This window comes from Kribbella sp. CA-293567 (assembly GCF_027627575.1).
Classification (GTDB): domain Bacteria; phylum Actinomycetota; class Actinomycetes; order Propionibacteriales; family Kribbellaceae; genus Kribbella.
Genome location: NZ_CP114065.1, coordinates 3,039,508 through 3,055,222, shown reverse-complemented (window position 1 = coordinate 3,055,222; position 15,715 = coordinate 3,039,508). Strand labels below are relative to the sequence as shown.

Annotated in this window: 13 protein-coding genes; 12 read left to right on the top strand and 1 reads right to left on the bottom strand. The window is 69.8% G+C overall.

Annotated elements, in window-relative coordinates; translation table 11 throughout:
- Positions 1-88 precede the first annotated feature (88 nt).
- The 11 genes from uraD (OX958_RS14445) to OX958_RS14395 all read left to right on the top strand — a co-directional run bounded on the left by uraD (OX958_RS14445) (position 89) and on the right by OX958_RS14395 (position 13,231).
- Positions 89-2,011 (top strand): 2-oxo-4-hydroxy-4-carboxy-5-ureidoimidazoline decarboxylase, encoded by a 1,923-nt coding sequence (gene uraD / locus OX958_RS14445; protein WP_270138000.1) that lies wholly within the window; start codon positions 89-91, stop codon positions 2,009-2,011.
- Entirely contained in the window at positions 2,008-3,540 is a 1,533-nt protein-coding gene (locus OX958_RS14440) for a xanthine dehydrogenase small subunit (RefSeq protein ID WP_270137998.1), read from the top strand. Before uraD (OX958_RS14445) ends, OX958_RS14440 begins: the two co-directional genes overlap by 4 nt.
- Positions 3,537-5,897: a xanthine dehydrogenase molybdopterin binding subunit gene (xdhB, locus tag OX958_RS14435; RefSeq protein WP_270137997.1), complete on the top strand. Its 2,361-nt coding sequence runs from the start codon at positions 3,537-3,539 to the stop codon at positions 5,895-5,897. Before OX958_RS14440 ends, xdhB begins: the two co-directional genes overlap by 4 nt.
- A gap of 8 nt (positions 5,898-5,905) precedes the next feature.
- Positions 5,906-6,742 carry a xanthine dehydrogenase accessory protein XdhC gene (gene xdhC / locus OX958_RS14430; RefSeq protein ID WP_270137995.1) on the top strand — a complete coding sequence of 279 codons (837 nt, stop codon included), beginning with the start codon at positions 5,906-5,908 and terminating at the stop codon, positions 6,740-6,742.
- Positions 6,739-8,022, top strand: a complete 1,284-nt coding sequence (guaD, locus tag OX958_RS14425; protein ID WP_270137993.1) for a guanine deaminase — start codon at positions 6,739-6,741, stop codon at positions 8,020-8,022. The genes xdhC and guaD overlap by 4 nt, the downstream gene beginning before the upstream one ends.
- Positions 8,019-8,528: a 2-oxo-4-hydroxy-4-carboxy-5-ureidoimidazoline decarboxylase gene (uraD, locus tag OX958_RS14420; protein WP_270137991.1), complete on the top strand. Its 510-nt coding sequence runs from the start codon at positions 8,019-8,021 to the stop codon at positions 8,526-8,528. The genes guaD and uraD (OX958_RS14420) overlap by 4 nt, the downstream gene beginning before the upstream one ends.
- A complete protein-coding gene (uraH, locus tag OX958_RS14415) occupies positions 8,525-8,869 on the top strand; it encodes a hydroxyisourate hydrolase (RefSeq protein ID WP_270137989.1) in 345 nt (114 codons plus the stop codon). The genes uraD (OX958_RS14420) and uraH overlap by 4 nt, the downstream gene beginning before the upstream one ends.
- A 4-nt stretch (positions 8,870-8,873) precedes the next feature.
- Positions 8,874-9,779, top strand: a complete 906-nt coding sequence (pucL, locus tag OX958_RS14410) for a factor-independent urate hydroxylase (protein ID WP_270137987.1) — start codon at positions 8,874-8,876, stop codon at positions 9,777-9,779.
- Positions 9,776-11,125: an 8-oxoguanine deaminase gene (locus tag OX958_RS14405; protein ID WP_270137985.1), complete on the top strand. Its 1,350-nt coding sequence runs from the start codon at positions 9,776-9,778 to the stop codon at positions 11,123-11,125. Before pucL ends, OX958_RS14405 begins: the two co-directional genes overlap by 4 nt.
- A gap of 20 nt (positions 11,126-11,145) precedes the next feature.
- Positions 11,146-12,396: a DUF6986 family protein gene (locus OX958_RS14400; RefSeq protein WP_270137983.1), complete on the top strand. Its 1,251-nt coding sequence runs from the start codon at positions 11,146-11,148 to the stop codon at positions 12,394-12,396.
- A gap of 70 nt (positions 12,397-12,466) precedes the next feature.
- Positions 12,467-13,231, top strand: a complete 765-nt coding sequence (locus OX958_RS14395) for an IclR family transcriptional regulator (protein WP_270137981.1) — start codon at positions 12,467-12,469, stop codon at positions 13,229-13,231.
- An 18-nt stretch (positions 13,232-13,249) separates the two neighbouring features.
- Here the strand turns inward: OX958_RS14395 and OX958_RS14390 are convergent, their stop codons facing one another.
- The gene (locus tag OX958_RS14390; RefSeq protein WP_270137979.1) at positions 13,250-14,299 is read right to left on the bottom strand and encodes a lipoate--protein ligase family protein; all 1,050 of its coding nucleotides are present in this window, start codon (positions 14,297-14,299) and stop codon (positions 13,250-13,252) included.
- Positions 14,300-14,490: 191 nt separating this feature from the next.
- Between OX958_RS14390 and OX958_RS14385 the strand changes: the two genes are divergently transcribed.
- A complete protein-coding gene (locus OX958_RS14385) occupies positions 14,491-15,669 on the top strand; it encodes a hypothetical protein (RefSeq protein WP_270137977.1) in 1,179 nt (392 codons plus the stop codon).
- Positions 15,670-15,715 lie beyond the last annotated feature (46 nt).

Here is a 15,715-nt window from a genome sequence, read left to right as displayed (position 1 = left end):
TCGGAGGTTCCTCGGGTGCAATCGGCTCTCGTCTCGGCCCAAGCTGTCGTGCAGGTCAGATCCGCCGCGACTTCCTGGAAGGTGCCAGATGAAGGCAAAACCGAGCCGCGCCACCCGTCATCCCGTCGACGAGGTGCTGTCGCCTGGACGGCTCGCCGTGTACGGCACCCAGCACGTCCTGGCCTTCTACGCCGGTGCGGTGATCGTGCCGATCCTGCTGGCCAACTCGATCGGGTTGACCACCGAGCAACTGATCCACCTGATCAACGCCGACCTCTTCACCTGCGGGATCGCCTCGATCATCCAGTCGGTCGGCTTCTGGAAGGTCGGCGTCCGGCTGCCGCTGCTGCAGGGCGTGACCTTCACGGCGGTCTCGCCGATGATCGCGATCGGCCTGGCGGCCGGCGGCGGGACCAACGGCCTGCTGGTGATCTACGGCGCCGTCCTGGTGGCCGGTCTGGCCACCTTCTTCATCGCGCCGTTCTTCAGCCGGCTGATCCGGTTCTTCCCACCGGTCGTCACCGGCTCGGTGATCACGATCATCGGCCTGGCCCTGCTGCCGGTGGCCGCCGGGGACGCCACCGGTGGCGCCGGACCGAACTCGGACCCGACCAGCGGGAAGAACCTGGCCTACGCGCTCGGCACCCTCGCACTGATCGTGCTGATCCAGCGGGTCTTCAAGGGCTTCATGGCCACCGTCGCCGTACTGGCCGGGCTGGTCGTCGGCACCCTGGTCGCCTGGGCCTTCGGCGACGCGCACTTCGGCGCGGTCGGCGACGCGGCCTGGGCCGGTGTCACCACCCCGTTCTACTTCGGCTGGCCGAAGTTCTCGCTGGCCGCGATCATCTCGATGGTCGTCGTCATGCTGATCACGGCGGTGGAGACCACCGGGGACGTGTTCGCCACCGGTGAGATCGTGCAGAAGCGGATCACCCGCGACGACATCGCCCGGGCGCTGCGCGCCGACGGCCTGGCCACCACCATCGGCGGCGTCTTCAACTCCTTCCCCTACACGTGTTTCGCCGAGAACGTCGGCCTGGTCCGGCTGACCCGGGTGAAGAGCCGCTGGGTGGTCGCCTCCGCCGGCGTGATCATGATCCTGCTGGGGCTGGTCCCGAAGGCCGGCGCGATCGTCGCCGGCATCCCGCACCCGGTCCTCGGCGGCGCGGCGCTGGCCATGTTCGCCACCGTCGCCGTGGTCGGCTTCCAGACCCTGGCCAAGGTCGACTTCCACGACCACCGCAACGTCGTCATCGTCGCGACCAGCGTCGGCCTGGCGATGTACGTCACCGCCCAGCCGCAGGTGGCCCAGGCGGTGCCGGGCTGGGCCGAGATCATCTTCGGCAGCGGCATCACGCTCGGCAGCCTGACCGCGATCGGGCTCAACATCCTCTTCCACCACATCGGCAAGGACTTCGGGCCCGCGGTCGCGGGTCAGCCCAAGGGGGCCGGCCTGATCCGCCTCGACCAGGTCAACAAGATGAGCCGCGAGGAGTTCGTGCGCACCTTCGGCGACCTGTTCCAGGGCCCGGCCTGGATGGTCGAGCGGGCCTGGGAGATGCGGCCGTTCACCGACACCCACGCGCTGCGGCGGTCGTTCCAGGAGGCACTCTTCTCCGGTTCGCCCGAGGAGCAGCGGGAGCTGATCGGTTCCTACCCGCAGCTCGGTTCGCAGTTCGTCGCCGACGGCCTCGGCGGTGAGGCGTCGCTGCGGGACCAGGCGACCCGCGGCCTGACCTTCCTGGCCGAGCCCGACCGGGACGAACTGGCGGCGATCACGGCGGCGTACAAGGAGCGGTTCGGGTTCCCGCTGGTGATCTCGGTCCGGGACGCCGAGTCCTTCGACCGGATCGTCGAGCAGGGCCGCGAGCGGCTCGGCAACTGCGAGAACCAGGAGCACGCCGCGGCGTTGCTGGAGATCGCGAAGATCGCCGGCTACCGCTTCGACGACTTCCTGTCCGACGCGAACCCCATCCACAGTGCAAGGACCCGTTGGAGCAGCAAGCCATGACGACGATCAAGGTGAACGGCCAGCACGCCCCCCTCGACGGCGTACCCGTCCACACCACCGCACTGGACTGGCTGCGGGACCGCGGGCTGACCGGCGCGAAGGAGGGCTGCGCCGAAGGCGAGTGCGGCGCCTGCTCCGTCCTCGTCGCCCGCCCCGGTATCGAGAGCGCGACCGACTGGGTTGCCGTGAACGCGTGTCTCCTGCCGGTGGCCTCCCTCGACGGGCAGGAGATCGTCACCGCGGAGGGGTTGGGCAAGAGCACCGAGCTGCATCCGGTGCAGCGGGAGATGGCGGTTCGGGGCGGATCCCAGTGTGGCTTCTGTACTCCGGGCTTCGTCTGCAGCATGGCCGCCGAGTACTACCGTCCCGATCGTACTGCGCCGGCCGGCCAGCGAGCCGACGTGCCCACCAGCGGCAGCGGCACCGGCACCGGCACCGGCACCGGCACCTGCGACACCGGCGCTGGCATCGGCATCAGCACTGGCGAGCACGACCACGAGCACGGACCCAACGGCTTCGACCTGCACGCGCTCAGCGGCAACCTCTGCCGCTGCACCGGCTACCGTCCGATCCGGGACGCCGCCTACGCCCTGGGCGAACCGGCCGAGGACGACGCCCTGGCGAACCGCCGATCCACCCCGCCACCGCCCCCGGCGGCCACCCATCTGGTTGTCAATGGCAACGAGTTTCTCCGGCCGGCGCGGCTGACCGACGTACTCCACGTGCTGGCCGAGCGACCCGAGGCGCGCATCGTGGCCGGCTCGACCGACACCGGCGTCGAGGTCAACCTCCGCGGCGCCCGTCCGCCGCTGGTCGTCGCCGTCGACCGGCTTCCCGAGCTGCGGGAGTTCGAGGTCGGGACCGACGAGATCCGTCTCGGCGCCGCACTGACGCTGACCGAACTCGAGCGGCTGCTCGCCGGCCGGGTGCCGCTGCTCGCCCAACTGTTCCCGCAGTTCGCCTCCCGGCTGATCCGCAACGGCGCGACCATCGGCGGCAACCTCGGCACCGGCTCCCCGATCGGCGACACGCCCCCCGCGCTGGTGGCGCTCGGCGCCTCGCTCGTCCTGACGTCGGCTCGCGGCGAACGAACCGTGCCGCTTGCCGACTACTTCACCGGCTACCGGCAGACGGTGAAGGCACCGGACGAGCTGATCCGCGCCATCCTGCTGCCGTTGCCGTTGGCGCCGCTGACCGCCTTCCACAAGATCGCGAAGCGGCGGTTCGACGACATCTCCAGCGTCGCGATCGGCTACTGCGTCGAGGTGACCGACGGTGTCGTGCGGCAGGCACGGATCGGGCTCGGCGGCGTCGCCGCCACTCCCCTGCGCGCCCGGGCGACCGAAGACACGCTGACCGGCCGGCCGTGGACCGAGGAGACCGTCCGCGAGGCGTCCGCCGTACTGGCGGCCGAAGGAACTCCACTCGACGACCACCGCGCGAGCGCGTCGTACCGGTCGGCGATGCTCGGCCAGTCGCTGCTCCGCTTCTATGCCCAACACCTCGCCGCAGAAGGGGTCAGCGCATGAGCCACTTGTCGCAACGACCTGAGCACGGCTTCGTCGGTCTGCCGTTGCCGCACGAGAGCGCGGCGCTGCATGTGACCGGCGAGGCGCTCTACACCGACGACCTCGTCGCCCGGACGCACGGCATCCTGCACGCCTGGCCGGTGCAGTCGCCGCACGCTCACGCGCGCGTCGTGGCACTCCGGGTGAAGCCGGCGTACGACGTACCGGGGGTGGTCCGGGTGCTGACCGCCGAGGACGTACCGGGGGTGAACGACGCCGGGGTCAAGCACGACGAGCCGTTGTTCCCGGCCGAGGCGATGTTCCACGGGCATGCGATCTGCTGGGTGCTCGGGGAGTCGCTGGAGGCGGCCCGGCTCGGCGCCGCCGCAGTGGAGGTCGAGTACGAGGAACTGCCTTCGCTGGTGACGGTCCGCGAAGCGATTGCCTCAGGCAACTTCCAGGGCACCGGGCGGCACCTGGCCAGCGGCGACGTCGACGCGGCGCTGGCCGCGGCGCCGCACGTCTTCCAGGGCGAGTTCGAGTTCGCCGGGCAGGAGCACTTCTATCTGGAGACCCACTCGGCGCTGGCGCTGGTCGACGAAGGCGGTCAGATCTTCGTCCAGAGCAGCACCCAGCATCCGTCCGAGACGCAGGAGATCGTCGCTCACGTGCTCGGCGTCGCCAGTCACGCGGTGACGGTCCAGTGCCTGCGGATGGGCGGCGGGTTCGGCGGCAAGGAGATGCAGCCGCACGGGTTCGCCGCGATCGCCGCACTCGGCGCGACGTTGACCGGGCGGCCGGTGCGGCTGCGGCTCAATCGCACCCAGGACCTGACGATGTCGGGCAAGCGGCACGGCTTCCACAGCCAGTGGCGGGTGGGCTTCGACGACGACGGGCACCTGGTCGCCCTCGACGCCACTCTGACCGCCGACGGCGGCTGGAGCCTGGACCTGTCCGAGCCCGTACTGGCCAGGGCGATGTGTCACATCGACAACGGCTACCTGATCCCGAACGTCCGCGTCGACGGGCGGATCGCGCAGACGAACAAGACGTCCCAGACCGCCTTCCGCGGCTTCGGCGGACCGCAGGGCATGCTCGTGATCGAGGAGCTGCTCGGGCGGTGCGCGCCGCTGCTCGGCTACGACGCGATGGAGCTGCGGCGGCGCAATCTCTACCAGGCGCGTGACAGTACGCCGTACGGGATGCCGGTGCGTCACGCCGAGCGGCTGGAGGCCTGCTGGAGCGGGGTGCTCTCGGCCGGTGACATCGCGCGGCGGAAGGTGGAGATCGAGCAGTTCAACACGACCCACCAGCACACGAAGCGTGCGCTGGCGATGACGCCGGTGAAGTTCGGCATCTCGTTCAACCTGACCGCCTTCAACCAGGCCGGGGCGCTGGTGCACGTCTACAAGGACGGCTCGGTGCTGATCAACCACGGTGGTACCGAGATGGGTCAGGGACTGCACACCAAGATGCTGCAGGTCGCGGCCACGACGCTGGGGGTGCCGCTGGCCCGGGTGCGGCTGGCGCCGACGCGGACCGACAAGGTGCCCAACACGTCGGCCACCGCGGCCAGCTCAGGGGCCGACCTGAACGGAGCCGCGATCAAGAACGCCTGCGAGCAGATCCGCGAGCGGCTCGAACAAGTTGCCGGAGGCAAGCTCGGGATCAGCCCGCACGACGTGCGGTTCGTGAACGGCGCCGTCCACGGCCTGACCTTCGACGGCGCCGGCCTCACCTGGGAGGAGGTCGTCAGCGCCGCCTACCTCCAGCGGGTCCAGCTGTGGGCGGCCGGCTTCTACCGGACCGAGGGTCTGCACTGGGACGCCAACGCGATGCGCGGCGAGCCGTTCAAGTACTTCGCGTACGGCGTCGCGGCGGCCGAGGTCGAGGTCGACGGCTTCAGCGGCGCCTACACGCTGCGCCGGGTCGACATCGTGCACGACGTCGGCGACAGCCTCAGCCCGCTGATCGACATCGGTCAGATCGAGGGCGGCTTCGTCCAGGGCGCCGGCTGGCTGACCCTGGAGGATCTGCGCTGGGACGAGAGCGACGGCGCGAACCGGGGCCGGCTGGCGACGCAGGCGGCCAGCACGTACAAGCTGCCGAGCTTCTCCGAGATGCCTGAGATCTTCAACGTCACGCTGCTGGAGAAGGCGCACGAGGACGGTGCCGTCTACGGCTCGAAGGCGGTCGGGGAGCCACCGCTGATGCTCGCTTTCTCGGTCCGGGAGGCGCTGCGGCAGGCCGCTGCCGCGTTCGGCCCGGCCGGTACCAGCGTCGACCTCGCCTGCCCCGCGACTCCGGAGGCCGTCTACTGGGCCCTCGAAGGCGCCCGCGCCGCTCACCTTTCCGCTGCCCAGCTGAGTGGGGTGTGATGATCGAGATGGAATGGATCAGAGCAGTCCAGACTCTCCGCGAGCGACGCGAGCCCGCCGTACTGGTGACCGTCATCTCCGTTCGCGGTCACTCCCCCCGCGACGCCGGCGCGAAGATGGTCGTTTCGGCCGACGGCGTCTGGGCCACCGTCGGCGGCGGCAATCTGGAGATGGTCGCGATCGACCAGGCCCGCGCGCTGCTGGTGACCGGCACCACTGAACCCGAGGTACTGGAGTTCGCGCTGTCGGACAAGGCGCCGTACCAGCGAGCCGTCCAGTGTTGCGGTGGTGAGGTGAAGCTGCTGCTGGAGCCACTGCCGGTGGTACCGGCCGTCGCGATCTTCGGCCTCGGGCACGTCGGGCTGGAGCTGGCCCGGATCCTCGCCCGGCACGATCTCGAGCTGCACCTCGTCGACTCCCGCCCCGGGCAACTGGTCCCGGCGCGGCTGTCGGTTCTGGACGACGCCGTGGCAGGCGTGCACGTTCACCACGTACCGGTGTTGCCGGAGCTCGTCATCGGCGAGCTGCCACCCGGCACCCACGCCCTGGTGATGACCCACGACCACGCGGAGGACGCCGCCCTCTGCGACGCCGCGCTGCGGCACGGGCAGCTCGCCACCATCGGCCTGATCGGTTCCCGCGCGAAGTGGGCGCGGTTCCGGCACAAGCTCGCCGAGGACGGCAACTCGCCCGAGGCGATCGCCACGATCACCACGCCTATCGGGCTGGCCGGCCTGCCCGGCAAGGAACCGGCCGTGATCGCGGTCAGCGTGGCCGCCTGGCTGCTCCAACTGTTCGTTGCCGAGCGCAACCCCGCGCCGGTTCACCGTGAGGCAGAAGCATGACGCTGTTCAGAGGAACCTTCCTCGACACTCCGCACAACCCCTTCACCGGCGGCGCCCTGCGGGTCGCCACCGATGCCGCGCTGCTCGTCGAGGACGGGGTGATCACCGCTCGCGGGTCCTACTCCGACCTCCGCGGCGCCCATCCGGCCGAGCGCGTCGTCGATCTGACCGGCGGGCTGGTGCTGCCGGGCTTCGTCGACACGCACGTGCACTTCCCGCAGATCCGGGCGGTCGGCGGGATGGGCATGCCGCTGCTGGAGTGGCTCGACCGCTACGCGCTGCCCGAGGAGGCGCGGATGGCCGACGCGGCGTACGCGTCGAGTGTGGCCGACGAGTTCGTCCGCGGGCTCGCGGCAGCCGGTACGACGAGCGCGCTGGTCTTCGGAGCGCACTTCGCCGAAGCGGTGGACATCCTCTTCACCGCGGCTTCGCGGGTCGGGCTGCGGATCACCAGCGGGCTGGTGGTCAGCGACCGGATCATCCGCGCCGACCTGCTCACCACGCCGGAGCGTGCCTACACCGAATCGCTCGCGCTGGCTTCCCGCTGGCACGGCGTCGGCCGCAACCGGTACGCCGTGACGCCGCGCTTCTCGCTGTCCTGTACCGACGACCTGCTCGCGACCTGCCGCACGGTCCTCGACGAGATCCCGGGGGCGCTGTTCACCTCGCATCTCAACGAGAACGAGGCGGAGATCGCGACCGTCGCCGAACTGTTCGGCGGCAGCGACTACGTCAGCACGTATGACAAGCACGGCCTGGTCGATCACCGCAGCGTGCTGGCCCACAACGTGCATCCGACCGATGTGGAGCTCAAGGTGCTCGGCGACAGTGGAGCCACGGTCGCGCACTGCCCGACCAGCAACGCCGTGCTCGGGAGTGGGCTCTTCCCGCTGGGCCGGCATCTCGATCACGGCGTCAAGGTCGCGCTGGGGTCGGATGTCGGCGCCGGTACGGGCTTCTCGTTGCTGAAGGAAGGGCTGCAGGCATACTTCTGCCAGCAGTTGATGGGCGACCACGGACTCGCCCTGAACTCCGCCAACTTGTTGCATCTGGCAACGACTGCCGGGGCTTCCGCGCTCGGCCTGGCCGACGTCGGCGACCTGAGCGTGGGCAAACGCTTCGACGCTCAGCTCCTGCGGCCGGCCGACGGCTCACCGCTCGCGGTCGGCCTGGAGCACGCGGAGGATGCCGAGGACGCGCTCGCCCGGGTCTTCACCCTCGGCACACCTGCCGACGTCCAGGCGGTCTGGATCGACGGCCAACTCCTGGAGGCGCGATGAATCTCGACAGCTTCAACACAGCTCCCCCCGACCGGCTACGCCCGGTACTGGCGGCCTGCTGCGACGTACCGCGCTGGGTCGACACCGTCCTCACCTCTCGCCCGTACGCCGATGTCGACGCCCTCCTGAAGGTCGCCGACGAGGCGGCCCGAGCGCTCACCACCGACGAGGTCACCCAAGCCCTGGCCGCTCACCCGCGCATCGGCGACCGCCCTCAAGGCGACACCACCGAGGCCAACTGGTCCCGCACCGAGCAGTCGGCCGTCGGCAACGACCCGTCGGTGCGTACCGCCCTTGCAGAAGGCAACCAAGCCTACGAAGCCCGCTTCGGCCAGGTCTTCCTGATCTGCGCCACCGGCCTCACCGCCCCCCAGATCCTCACCACTCTCACCCGCCGCCTCACCAACACCCCCACCGCCGAGGCCGCCGAGGTGCACGAAGAACTCCGCAAGATCGCCCTCCTCCGCCTCACCAAAGCCCTCCCCGAAACCCAGGTCCCCGCATGAGCAGCCTCAGCACCCACGTCCTGGACACCGCCCTCGGCAAACCCGCCGCCGGCCTGCAGGTCACCCTCACCCACCTCTCCCCACCCGACCCGACTTCCCTTTCGAGCGAAATCGGAAGCGGCACGACGGACATCGACGGCCGCATCACCGAGTTCACCGACGCCGACCTGGCACCCGGCACCTACCAACTCAAGTTCGCCACCGCCGCCTACGCCCAAGCGACCAACCAGGAGACCTTCTTCCCCGAAGTCACCGTCACCTTCACGATCTCGGCCGAGCGGCACTACCACGTCCCGCTGCTGCTCAGCCCGTTCGCCTTTTCCACCTACCGAGGGAGCTGACCCGATGGCGATCCACCTGGGAGCCAACCAGTACGGCAAGGCCGAGAGCCGCGTCGTGCGGATCTACCGCGACACCGCCCGGCACCAGATCCGCGACCTCAACGTCTCCTCCGCCCTGCGCGGCCGGTTCGAGAACGCGCACACCACCGGCGACCAGTCCGAGGTGCTGCCGACCGACACCCAGAAGAACACCGCGTTCGCGTTCGCCAAGGAGAAGGGCGTCGGCGCGATCGAGGACTTCGCGCTCACCCTGGCCGACCACTTCCTCGGCGCAGCGGCGGCGGCCGACGGCGCCCGGGTGGAGATCGAGGAGTACCCGTGGGAGCGGATCTCCGTCGACGGCGCCGGCCACGACCACTCGTTCGTGCGCGGCGGCAGCGGCCTGCGTACGACGGTCGTCAACGTCGAGGGCCGCGGCGCCGACCGCAGAACTCACGTGGTCTCCGGCCTCCGCGACCTGACCCTGCTCAAGTCCACCGGTTCGGAGTTCCACGGCTTCCTGAAGGACAAGTACACCACCCTGAAGGAGACCGACGACCGGATCCTGGCCACCTCGCTGGTGGCCCGCTGGCGCTACGACCACACCGACGTCGACTGGGACAAGTCGTACGACGAGATCAAGAGCCTGCTGCTCGAACAGTTCGCCAGGATCCACAGCCTCGCCCTGCAGCAGACCCTCTACGGCATGGGCGAAGCCGTCCTCGAGCGTCACCCCGAGGTCGCCGAGATCAAGTTCTCCGCCCCGAACAAGCACCACTTCCTGGTCGACCTCAGCCCGTTCGAGGTCGAGAACCCCGGCGAGGTCTTCATCGCCGCCGACCGCCCGTACGGCCTGATCGAGGCCAGCGTGGTCCGCGACGACGCCAGCGACGCGGGAGCGGCCTGGCACGCGGTACCGGGGTTCTGTTGATCGTCATCGACAACGCGACGGTGGTCACTCTCGACCCCGACCGGCGTGAGCTGGCCACCGGCCACGTCGTTGCTGACGGCAACAGGATCGTCGCGGTCGGCGCCGGCCCCGCACCGGCGTACGACGGAGCGCGGGTGATCGACGGCAGCGGCTGTCTGGTCACCCCCGGCTTCGTCAACACCCACCAGCATCTGTACCAGTGGGTGACCCGTGGGCTGGCGGTCGACGCCACTCTCTTCGGCTGGCTGAACACTCTCTACCCGGTCTGGTCAGGGATCGGCGAGCAGTCGGTGCACGTCGCCGCTCTGGGCGCGCTGAGCCAGCTCGCCCGCACGGGCTGCACCACGGCCGCCGACCACCACTACATCTTCCCGCGGAACGGCGGCGACGTCCTCGAAGCCGAGATCTCCGCCGCCGCCGAGGTCGGGCTCAGGTTTCACCCCGCGCGCGGCTCGATGGATCTCGGCCAGAAGGACGGCGGCCTGCCGCCCGACTCCGTCGTCGAGGATCGCGATCGGATCCTCCTCGCCACGGAAGCCGCCATCGATCGCTGGCACGACCCCTCACCCGACTCGATGCTGCGGCTCGTCGTCGCCCCGTGTTCGCCCTTCAGCGTCACCGCGGACCTCATGCGGGAAGCCGCGGAACTTGCCCGCCGCAAGGGCGTCCGCCTGCACACGCACCTCGCCGAGACCACCGACGAGGCCGACTGGTGCGACGAGAGATTCAGCTGTACGCCGTCGGAGTACGCCGCCGAACTCGGCTGGACCGGCCCCGACGTGTGGTTCGCTCACGGCATCCACTTCGACGACGCGGAGATCGAACGCCTGGGCCGATCGGGCACCGGCGTCGCGCACTGTCCCAGCTCCAACGCCCGCCTCGGTGCGGGGATCGCCAGGGTCGCCGACCTGCGCGCGGCCGGTTGCCCCGTCGGGCTCGGCGTAGATGGTGCCGCCAGCAACGAAGCGGGCAGCCTTCTCGAAGAGCTCCGGCACGCCTTGCTCTTCGCCCGCGGCCGCGGCGGCCCCCAGGCCCTCGACGTCCGCACAGCTCTCGAACTCGCGACCCTGGACGGCGCCAGGATCCTCGGCCGCGACCAGGACATCGGCTCCCTGGAGGTGGGCAAACTCGCCGACCTGGCCGTCTGGCGCCTGGACACCCTTGCGCACGCAGGCATTCCCGACCCGGTCGCCGCGCTCGTTCTCGGTGCCCCACCGCCGCTGGAGCTGCTGCTCGTCAACGGCCGCCCGGTCGTCGAGCATGACACCGTCGTCACCCTCGACGAACCCGAGCTGGCGCACCAGGTCGCCAGAACTCAGCAGAAGCTCGTCGCCGCAGCAACCTGACCAACCCGAGAGGTCCCCCAGTGGAAGACGCATTCTTCGCCGAGCTGGATCGGCAACTGGCACCGGCCGACGCCGTACTGACGTCGCTCTACCCGGGAGACCGGGGCGTCCGGCAGCCGATTCACACGGTCTACGTGCCCGCCGACCGTTTCGACGCGAGCACTGTCACCGAGTGGGCGACGGAAGCCCGAGCCGCGCTGGACCAGCACGGTGGCTCGGCCGACGAACTGGCCGGGATCCTCGGCCTTCCGTCCGCTCACGCGGCCGAGGTGTACGACCGGGTCCGCGCCAAGCTGGAGCGCGAGCCGATCGAGGATCTGCGCATCGACTTCGAGGACGGCTACGGCATCAGGCCGGACGAGCAGGAGGACGCCGCCGCGATCGGCGCGGCCCGCGCCCTGACGAAACTCGTCCACGCCGGCACCGCACCGCCGTACCACGGTCTCCGGATCAAGTCCCTCGAACCGCCCAGTCGTCGACGGGGCGTCCGCACCCTCGACCTCTTCGTCGGCGAACTGGCCCGGGCAGAGGCGGTGACCGACGGATTCGTGATCACCCTGGCCAAGGTCACCTCCGTCGAGCAGATCGCAGCGATGGTGGTGGTGCTGGACGCCATCGAGTGGCAGCACCGGATTCCGCAGGGCACGCTGAAGTTCGAGATCCAGGTCGAGACCCCGCAGGCGATCCTTGCCTCGGACGGCACGACGCCCCTGCCCAACATGATCCAGGCAGCGGCAGGCCGGGTCACCGGTCTGCACTACGGCACGTACGACTACTCGGCCTCGCTAGGGGTCGCGGCGGCGTACCAGAGCATGGAGCATCCGGTCGCGGACCACGCCAAGGACGTAATGCAGCTGGCCGCGGCCGGCACCGGAGTTTTCGTCTGCGACGGTTCCACCAATGTCCTCCCGATCGGTGACAGCCACCAGGTCCACGCCGCCTGGCAACTGCACAAGCGCCTGGTACTGCGTTCGCTGGTCCGCGGCATCTACCAAGGCTGGGACATGCACCCCGCCCAGTTGCCGAGCCGCTACGTCGCGACCTACCTCTTCTACCGCGAAGGCCTGGAGACGGCGGCCGCGCGCCTGCGCGCCTACGTCGAAGGCGGCGACTCCGGCTACCTCGACGAGCCTGCGACCGCGGCTGCCCTGGCCGGCTTCGTACTCCGCGGAGTCGAGTGCGGAGCCGTCGATCCGGCAGAACTGGACCGCCTGATCGGCGTCGACGCGGCAAGCCTGGCAAAGCTCGCACGCCGTCCGCTGCGGTCCTGAGATCCCGGCTCTTCCGTCAGCTGACGCTAAACTTCCGTGATCCGGAAGTTTCGAGGAGGGTGGCAGCGTCGTGACCGAAGAGCCCGGGAGCAAGAGCCGCTCCGGCAGCGTGCAGTCCATCGAGCGTGCCTTCGGGTTGCTGGAGATGATGGCCGACGCCGGCGGCATGATGGCGCTGTCCCAACTGGCTGCCACCTCCGGGCTCCCGCTGCCGACCATCCATCGGCTGGTCCGCACGCTGGTGGACCTCGGCTACGTCCGCCAGGAACCGTCGCGGCAGTACGTTCTCGGCCCCAGGCTGATCCGCCTCGGCGAGACCTCCGGACAGATGCTGAGCGTCTGGGCGCGACCGCACCTGGCCGGACTGGTCGACGAGTTCGGCGAGTCGGCCAACCTGGCGATGCTGGACGGAGACCAGATCGTCTACCTCGCCCAGGTCCAGTCGCGACACTCGATGCGGATGTTCACCGAGGTCGGCCGCCGGGTGCTGCCGCACTGCACGGCCGTCGGCAAGGCGATCCTGTCCCGGTTGCCGGAGCCGGAGGTCCGCGAACTGCTGCGTCGTACCGGCATGCCCAAGCACACCGCGACCACGATCACCGACGCCGACGAGTTCACCACCCAGCTGCACCAGGCCGAGACCACCGGCTACGCCACCGACGAAGGCGAACAGGAGCAAGGCGTGCGCTGCGTCGCGGTACCGGTCCCCGACGCACCGTCGCGCCTGGCCCTGTCCATCTCGGGCCCGGCCGGACGGATGACCGAGGACCTCCTGCACCGCGCGGTCCCGTCGCTGATCCAGGCCGCCAAAGCCTTCTCCGACGACCTGCACTGAGGATCGCCGCGGGCCCCGTCACGGCACCCGGGTGAGCCACTCCTCGGTGCCGAACTTCGACTCTACGCGACGCTGAGCCTCGGCCAGCGTCTCGTCGTCGATGGTCGCGTCGGCGAGATCGTAGCGGCCGGCGAAGGTGCCGGCCAGCCGCTTGATCACCTCGGCCCGCTCCAGCCCGGTCTGGCTGCGGAGCGGGTCGACCCGCTTGTTGGCGCTCGTGGTGCCCTTGTCCGACAGCTTCTCGCGGCCGATCCGCAGGACCTGGACCATCTTCGCCGCGTCCATGTCGTAGGCCATCGTCACGTGGTGCAGCACCGCGCCACCGGCGAACCGCTTCTGCGCGGCGCCCGCGATCTTGCCCGCGGGTGAGGTGATGTCGTTGATCGGCTGGTACGTCGCGGCGATGCCGAGCTCGTTCAGCGCGCCGACCACCCAGTCGTCGAGGAAGGCGTACGAGTCGACGAAGGACAGCCCGGAGACCAGCGACTCGGGCACGTAGAGCGAGTACGTGATGGTGTTGCCCGGCTCGACGAACATCGCGCCGCCGCCGCTGATCCGCCGGACCACCGTCACGTCGTGTGATGCCGCTCCGGCCAGGTCGACCTCGTTGGCCAGCGACTGGAAGCTGCCGATGATCACCGCGTTCGACGCCCACTCCCAGATCCGCAGCGTCGGCGGCCGCTCCCCCGCACCGACCTGCTCGGCCAGCACCTCGTCGAGCGCCATCTGGAGCGCGGGCTCCCGCGGTACGTCGTGCACGAACTCCCAGGCGTGATCCGTCCACGCCGTCGCGCCGGTCAGCGCCCGCCGGACGGCGACCGCGACGGCCTCCGGCGAGAAGCCGATCATCTCGACCCCGTCGCCGAGCACACCCCGCACCCGGGCGGCGATCTGCGCGACCGGCGCGTCGACGGGCACGCCGGAGAGGGCACCGTTGATCCGGTCCAGCGCATCGTCGGGCTCGAGGAAGAAGTCCCCGCTGATCCGACCCCGCCGCACCACCTCGTCGGCCACGTCGAGATCGGCTACCACCAGCTTGCCACCAGGAACCTTGTATTCACCATGCACACCACTACCCAACCACCTGTCCCGCCCGGATGTTCCACTCGACCCTCGCTCACGAGCTCAGTGGCCGGTCGTTGCCGCGGTCATCGATACCGCGTGAACATGCAGGAAACCCCTCGCTTCGGCGGATCACCATTGCGCTCGGTGGGCAACCAACTGCACTCTGTGGAAACGCCCGCGTCCTGAGGAGACCGATGAGATTCCGCCCCCGCCCCGTCGTACTCGCCACGCTTTCGTCGCTGGTCCTGACTGCTGCCGCCACCAGCGGCGCCGTCGCGGGTCTGGCGCCCGACCAGCCGGCCGCCGCTCCGCTCGCCGCCGCGCCGGCGGCGACCGACACCGACGGCGACTCGCTTCCCGACGCCTGGGAGACCAACGGCTACGACGCCAACGGTGACGGTGTCGTCGACGTCGATCTGCCCGCTCTCGGCGCCTCGCCGACCAAGAAGGACCTGTTCGTCGAGATGGACTACATGAGCGGCCGGCTGGCCACCACGGCCGCCTTCGACCGGATCGTGCAGACCTTCGCCAACGCGCCGGTGAGCAACCCGGACGGCAGCAAGGGAATCAGGATCCACCTCGACGGCGGACCGGCCGCCGGCGCGGCGTACAACCTCGGCGGCGGAAACCAGGTGCCGTACGACAGCAACCTACAGCCCGCCGAGGCGCAGACCGACGCGATCAAGAAGGCCAACTTCGCGCCCGCCCGCAAGGCGATCTTCCACTACATGCTCTGGGCCGACGACTACGACAACACCTGCAGCAGCGGCAACGCCTTCGCCATCCCCAACGACACCTTCATCGTGACGATGGGCCCGAAGTGCAACTGGACCGTCACCGAGAACCGCAACGTGGGCACCTTCATCCACGAGCTCGGCCACGACCTCGGCCTGACCCACGGCGGCACCGACCACGCCAACTACAAGCCGAACTACCTCAGCGTGATGAACTACTTCTTCCAGTTCGACGGCGTACCGCGCACCAGCGGCAGCAACTGGTTCAGCTACTCCAGCTTCGCCCCGCCCGCGCTGAACGAGACCAGCCTGCGCGAGTCGGTCGGCCTGAACACCGCTACCGCCTCGACCTGGAAGACCAAGTGGAAGTGCCCGAACGGCAGCACCCGGACGTCGGGCGCCGCCAACGCCGGCATCGACTGGAACTGCGACGGCGACACCGTGGACACCACCTCCACCAGCATCAACGGCGACACCAGCAAGACGACGCTGTCGGCTCAGAACAACTGGGCCAACATCAAGTTCGGTGGCGGCGACGTCGGTGGCGGCAGCTCGCAGTCGAAGACCAGCACCCCGGCGCACGAGCTGAAGGAAATGACCCAGCAGGAGTACGACAACCTGAAGACCACCACCCGCTGATCCACGACCGGCGGACGGCCGAGCCGGCCGTCCGCCGTCGTGCTGC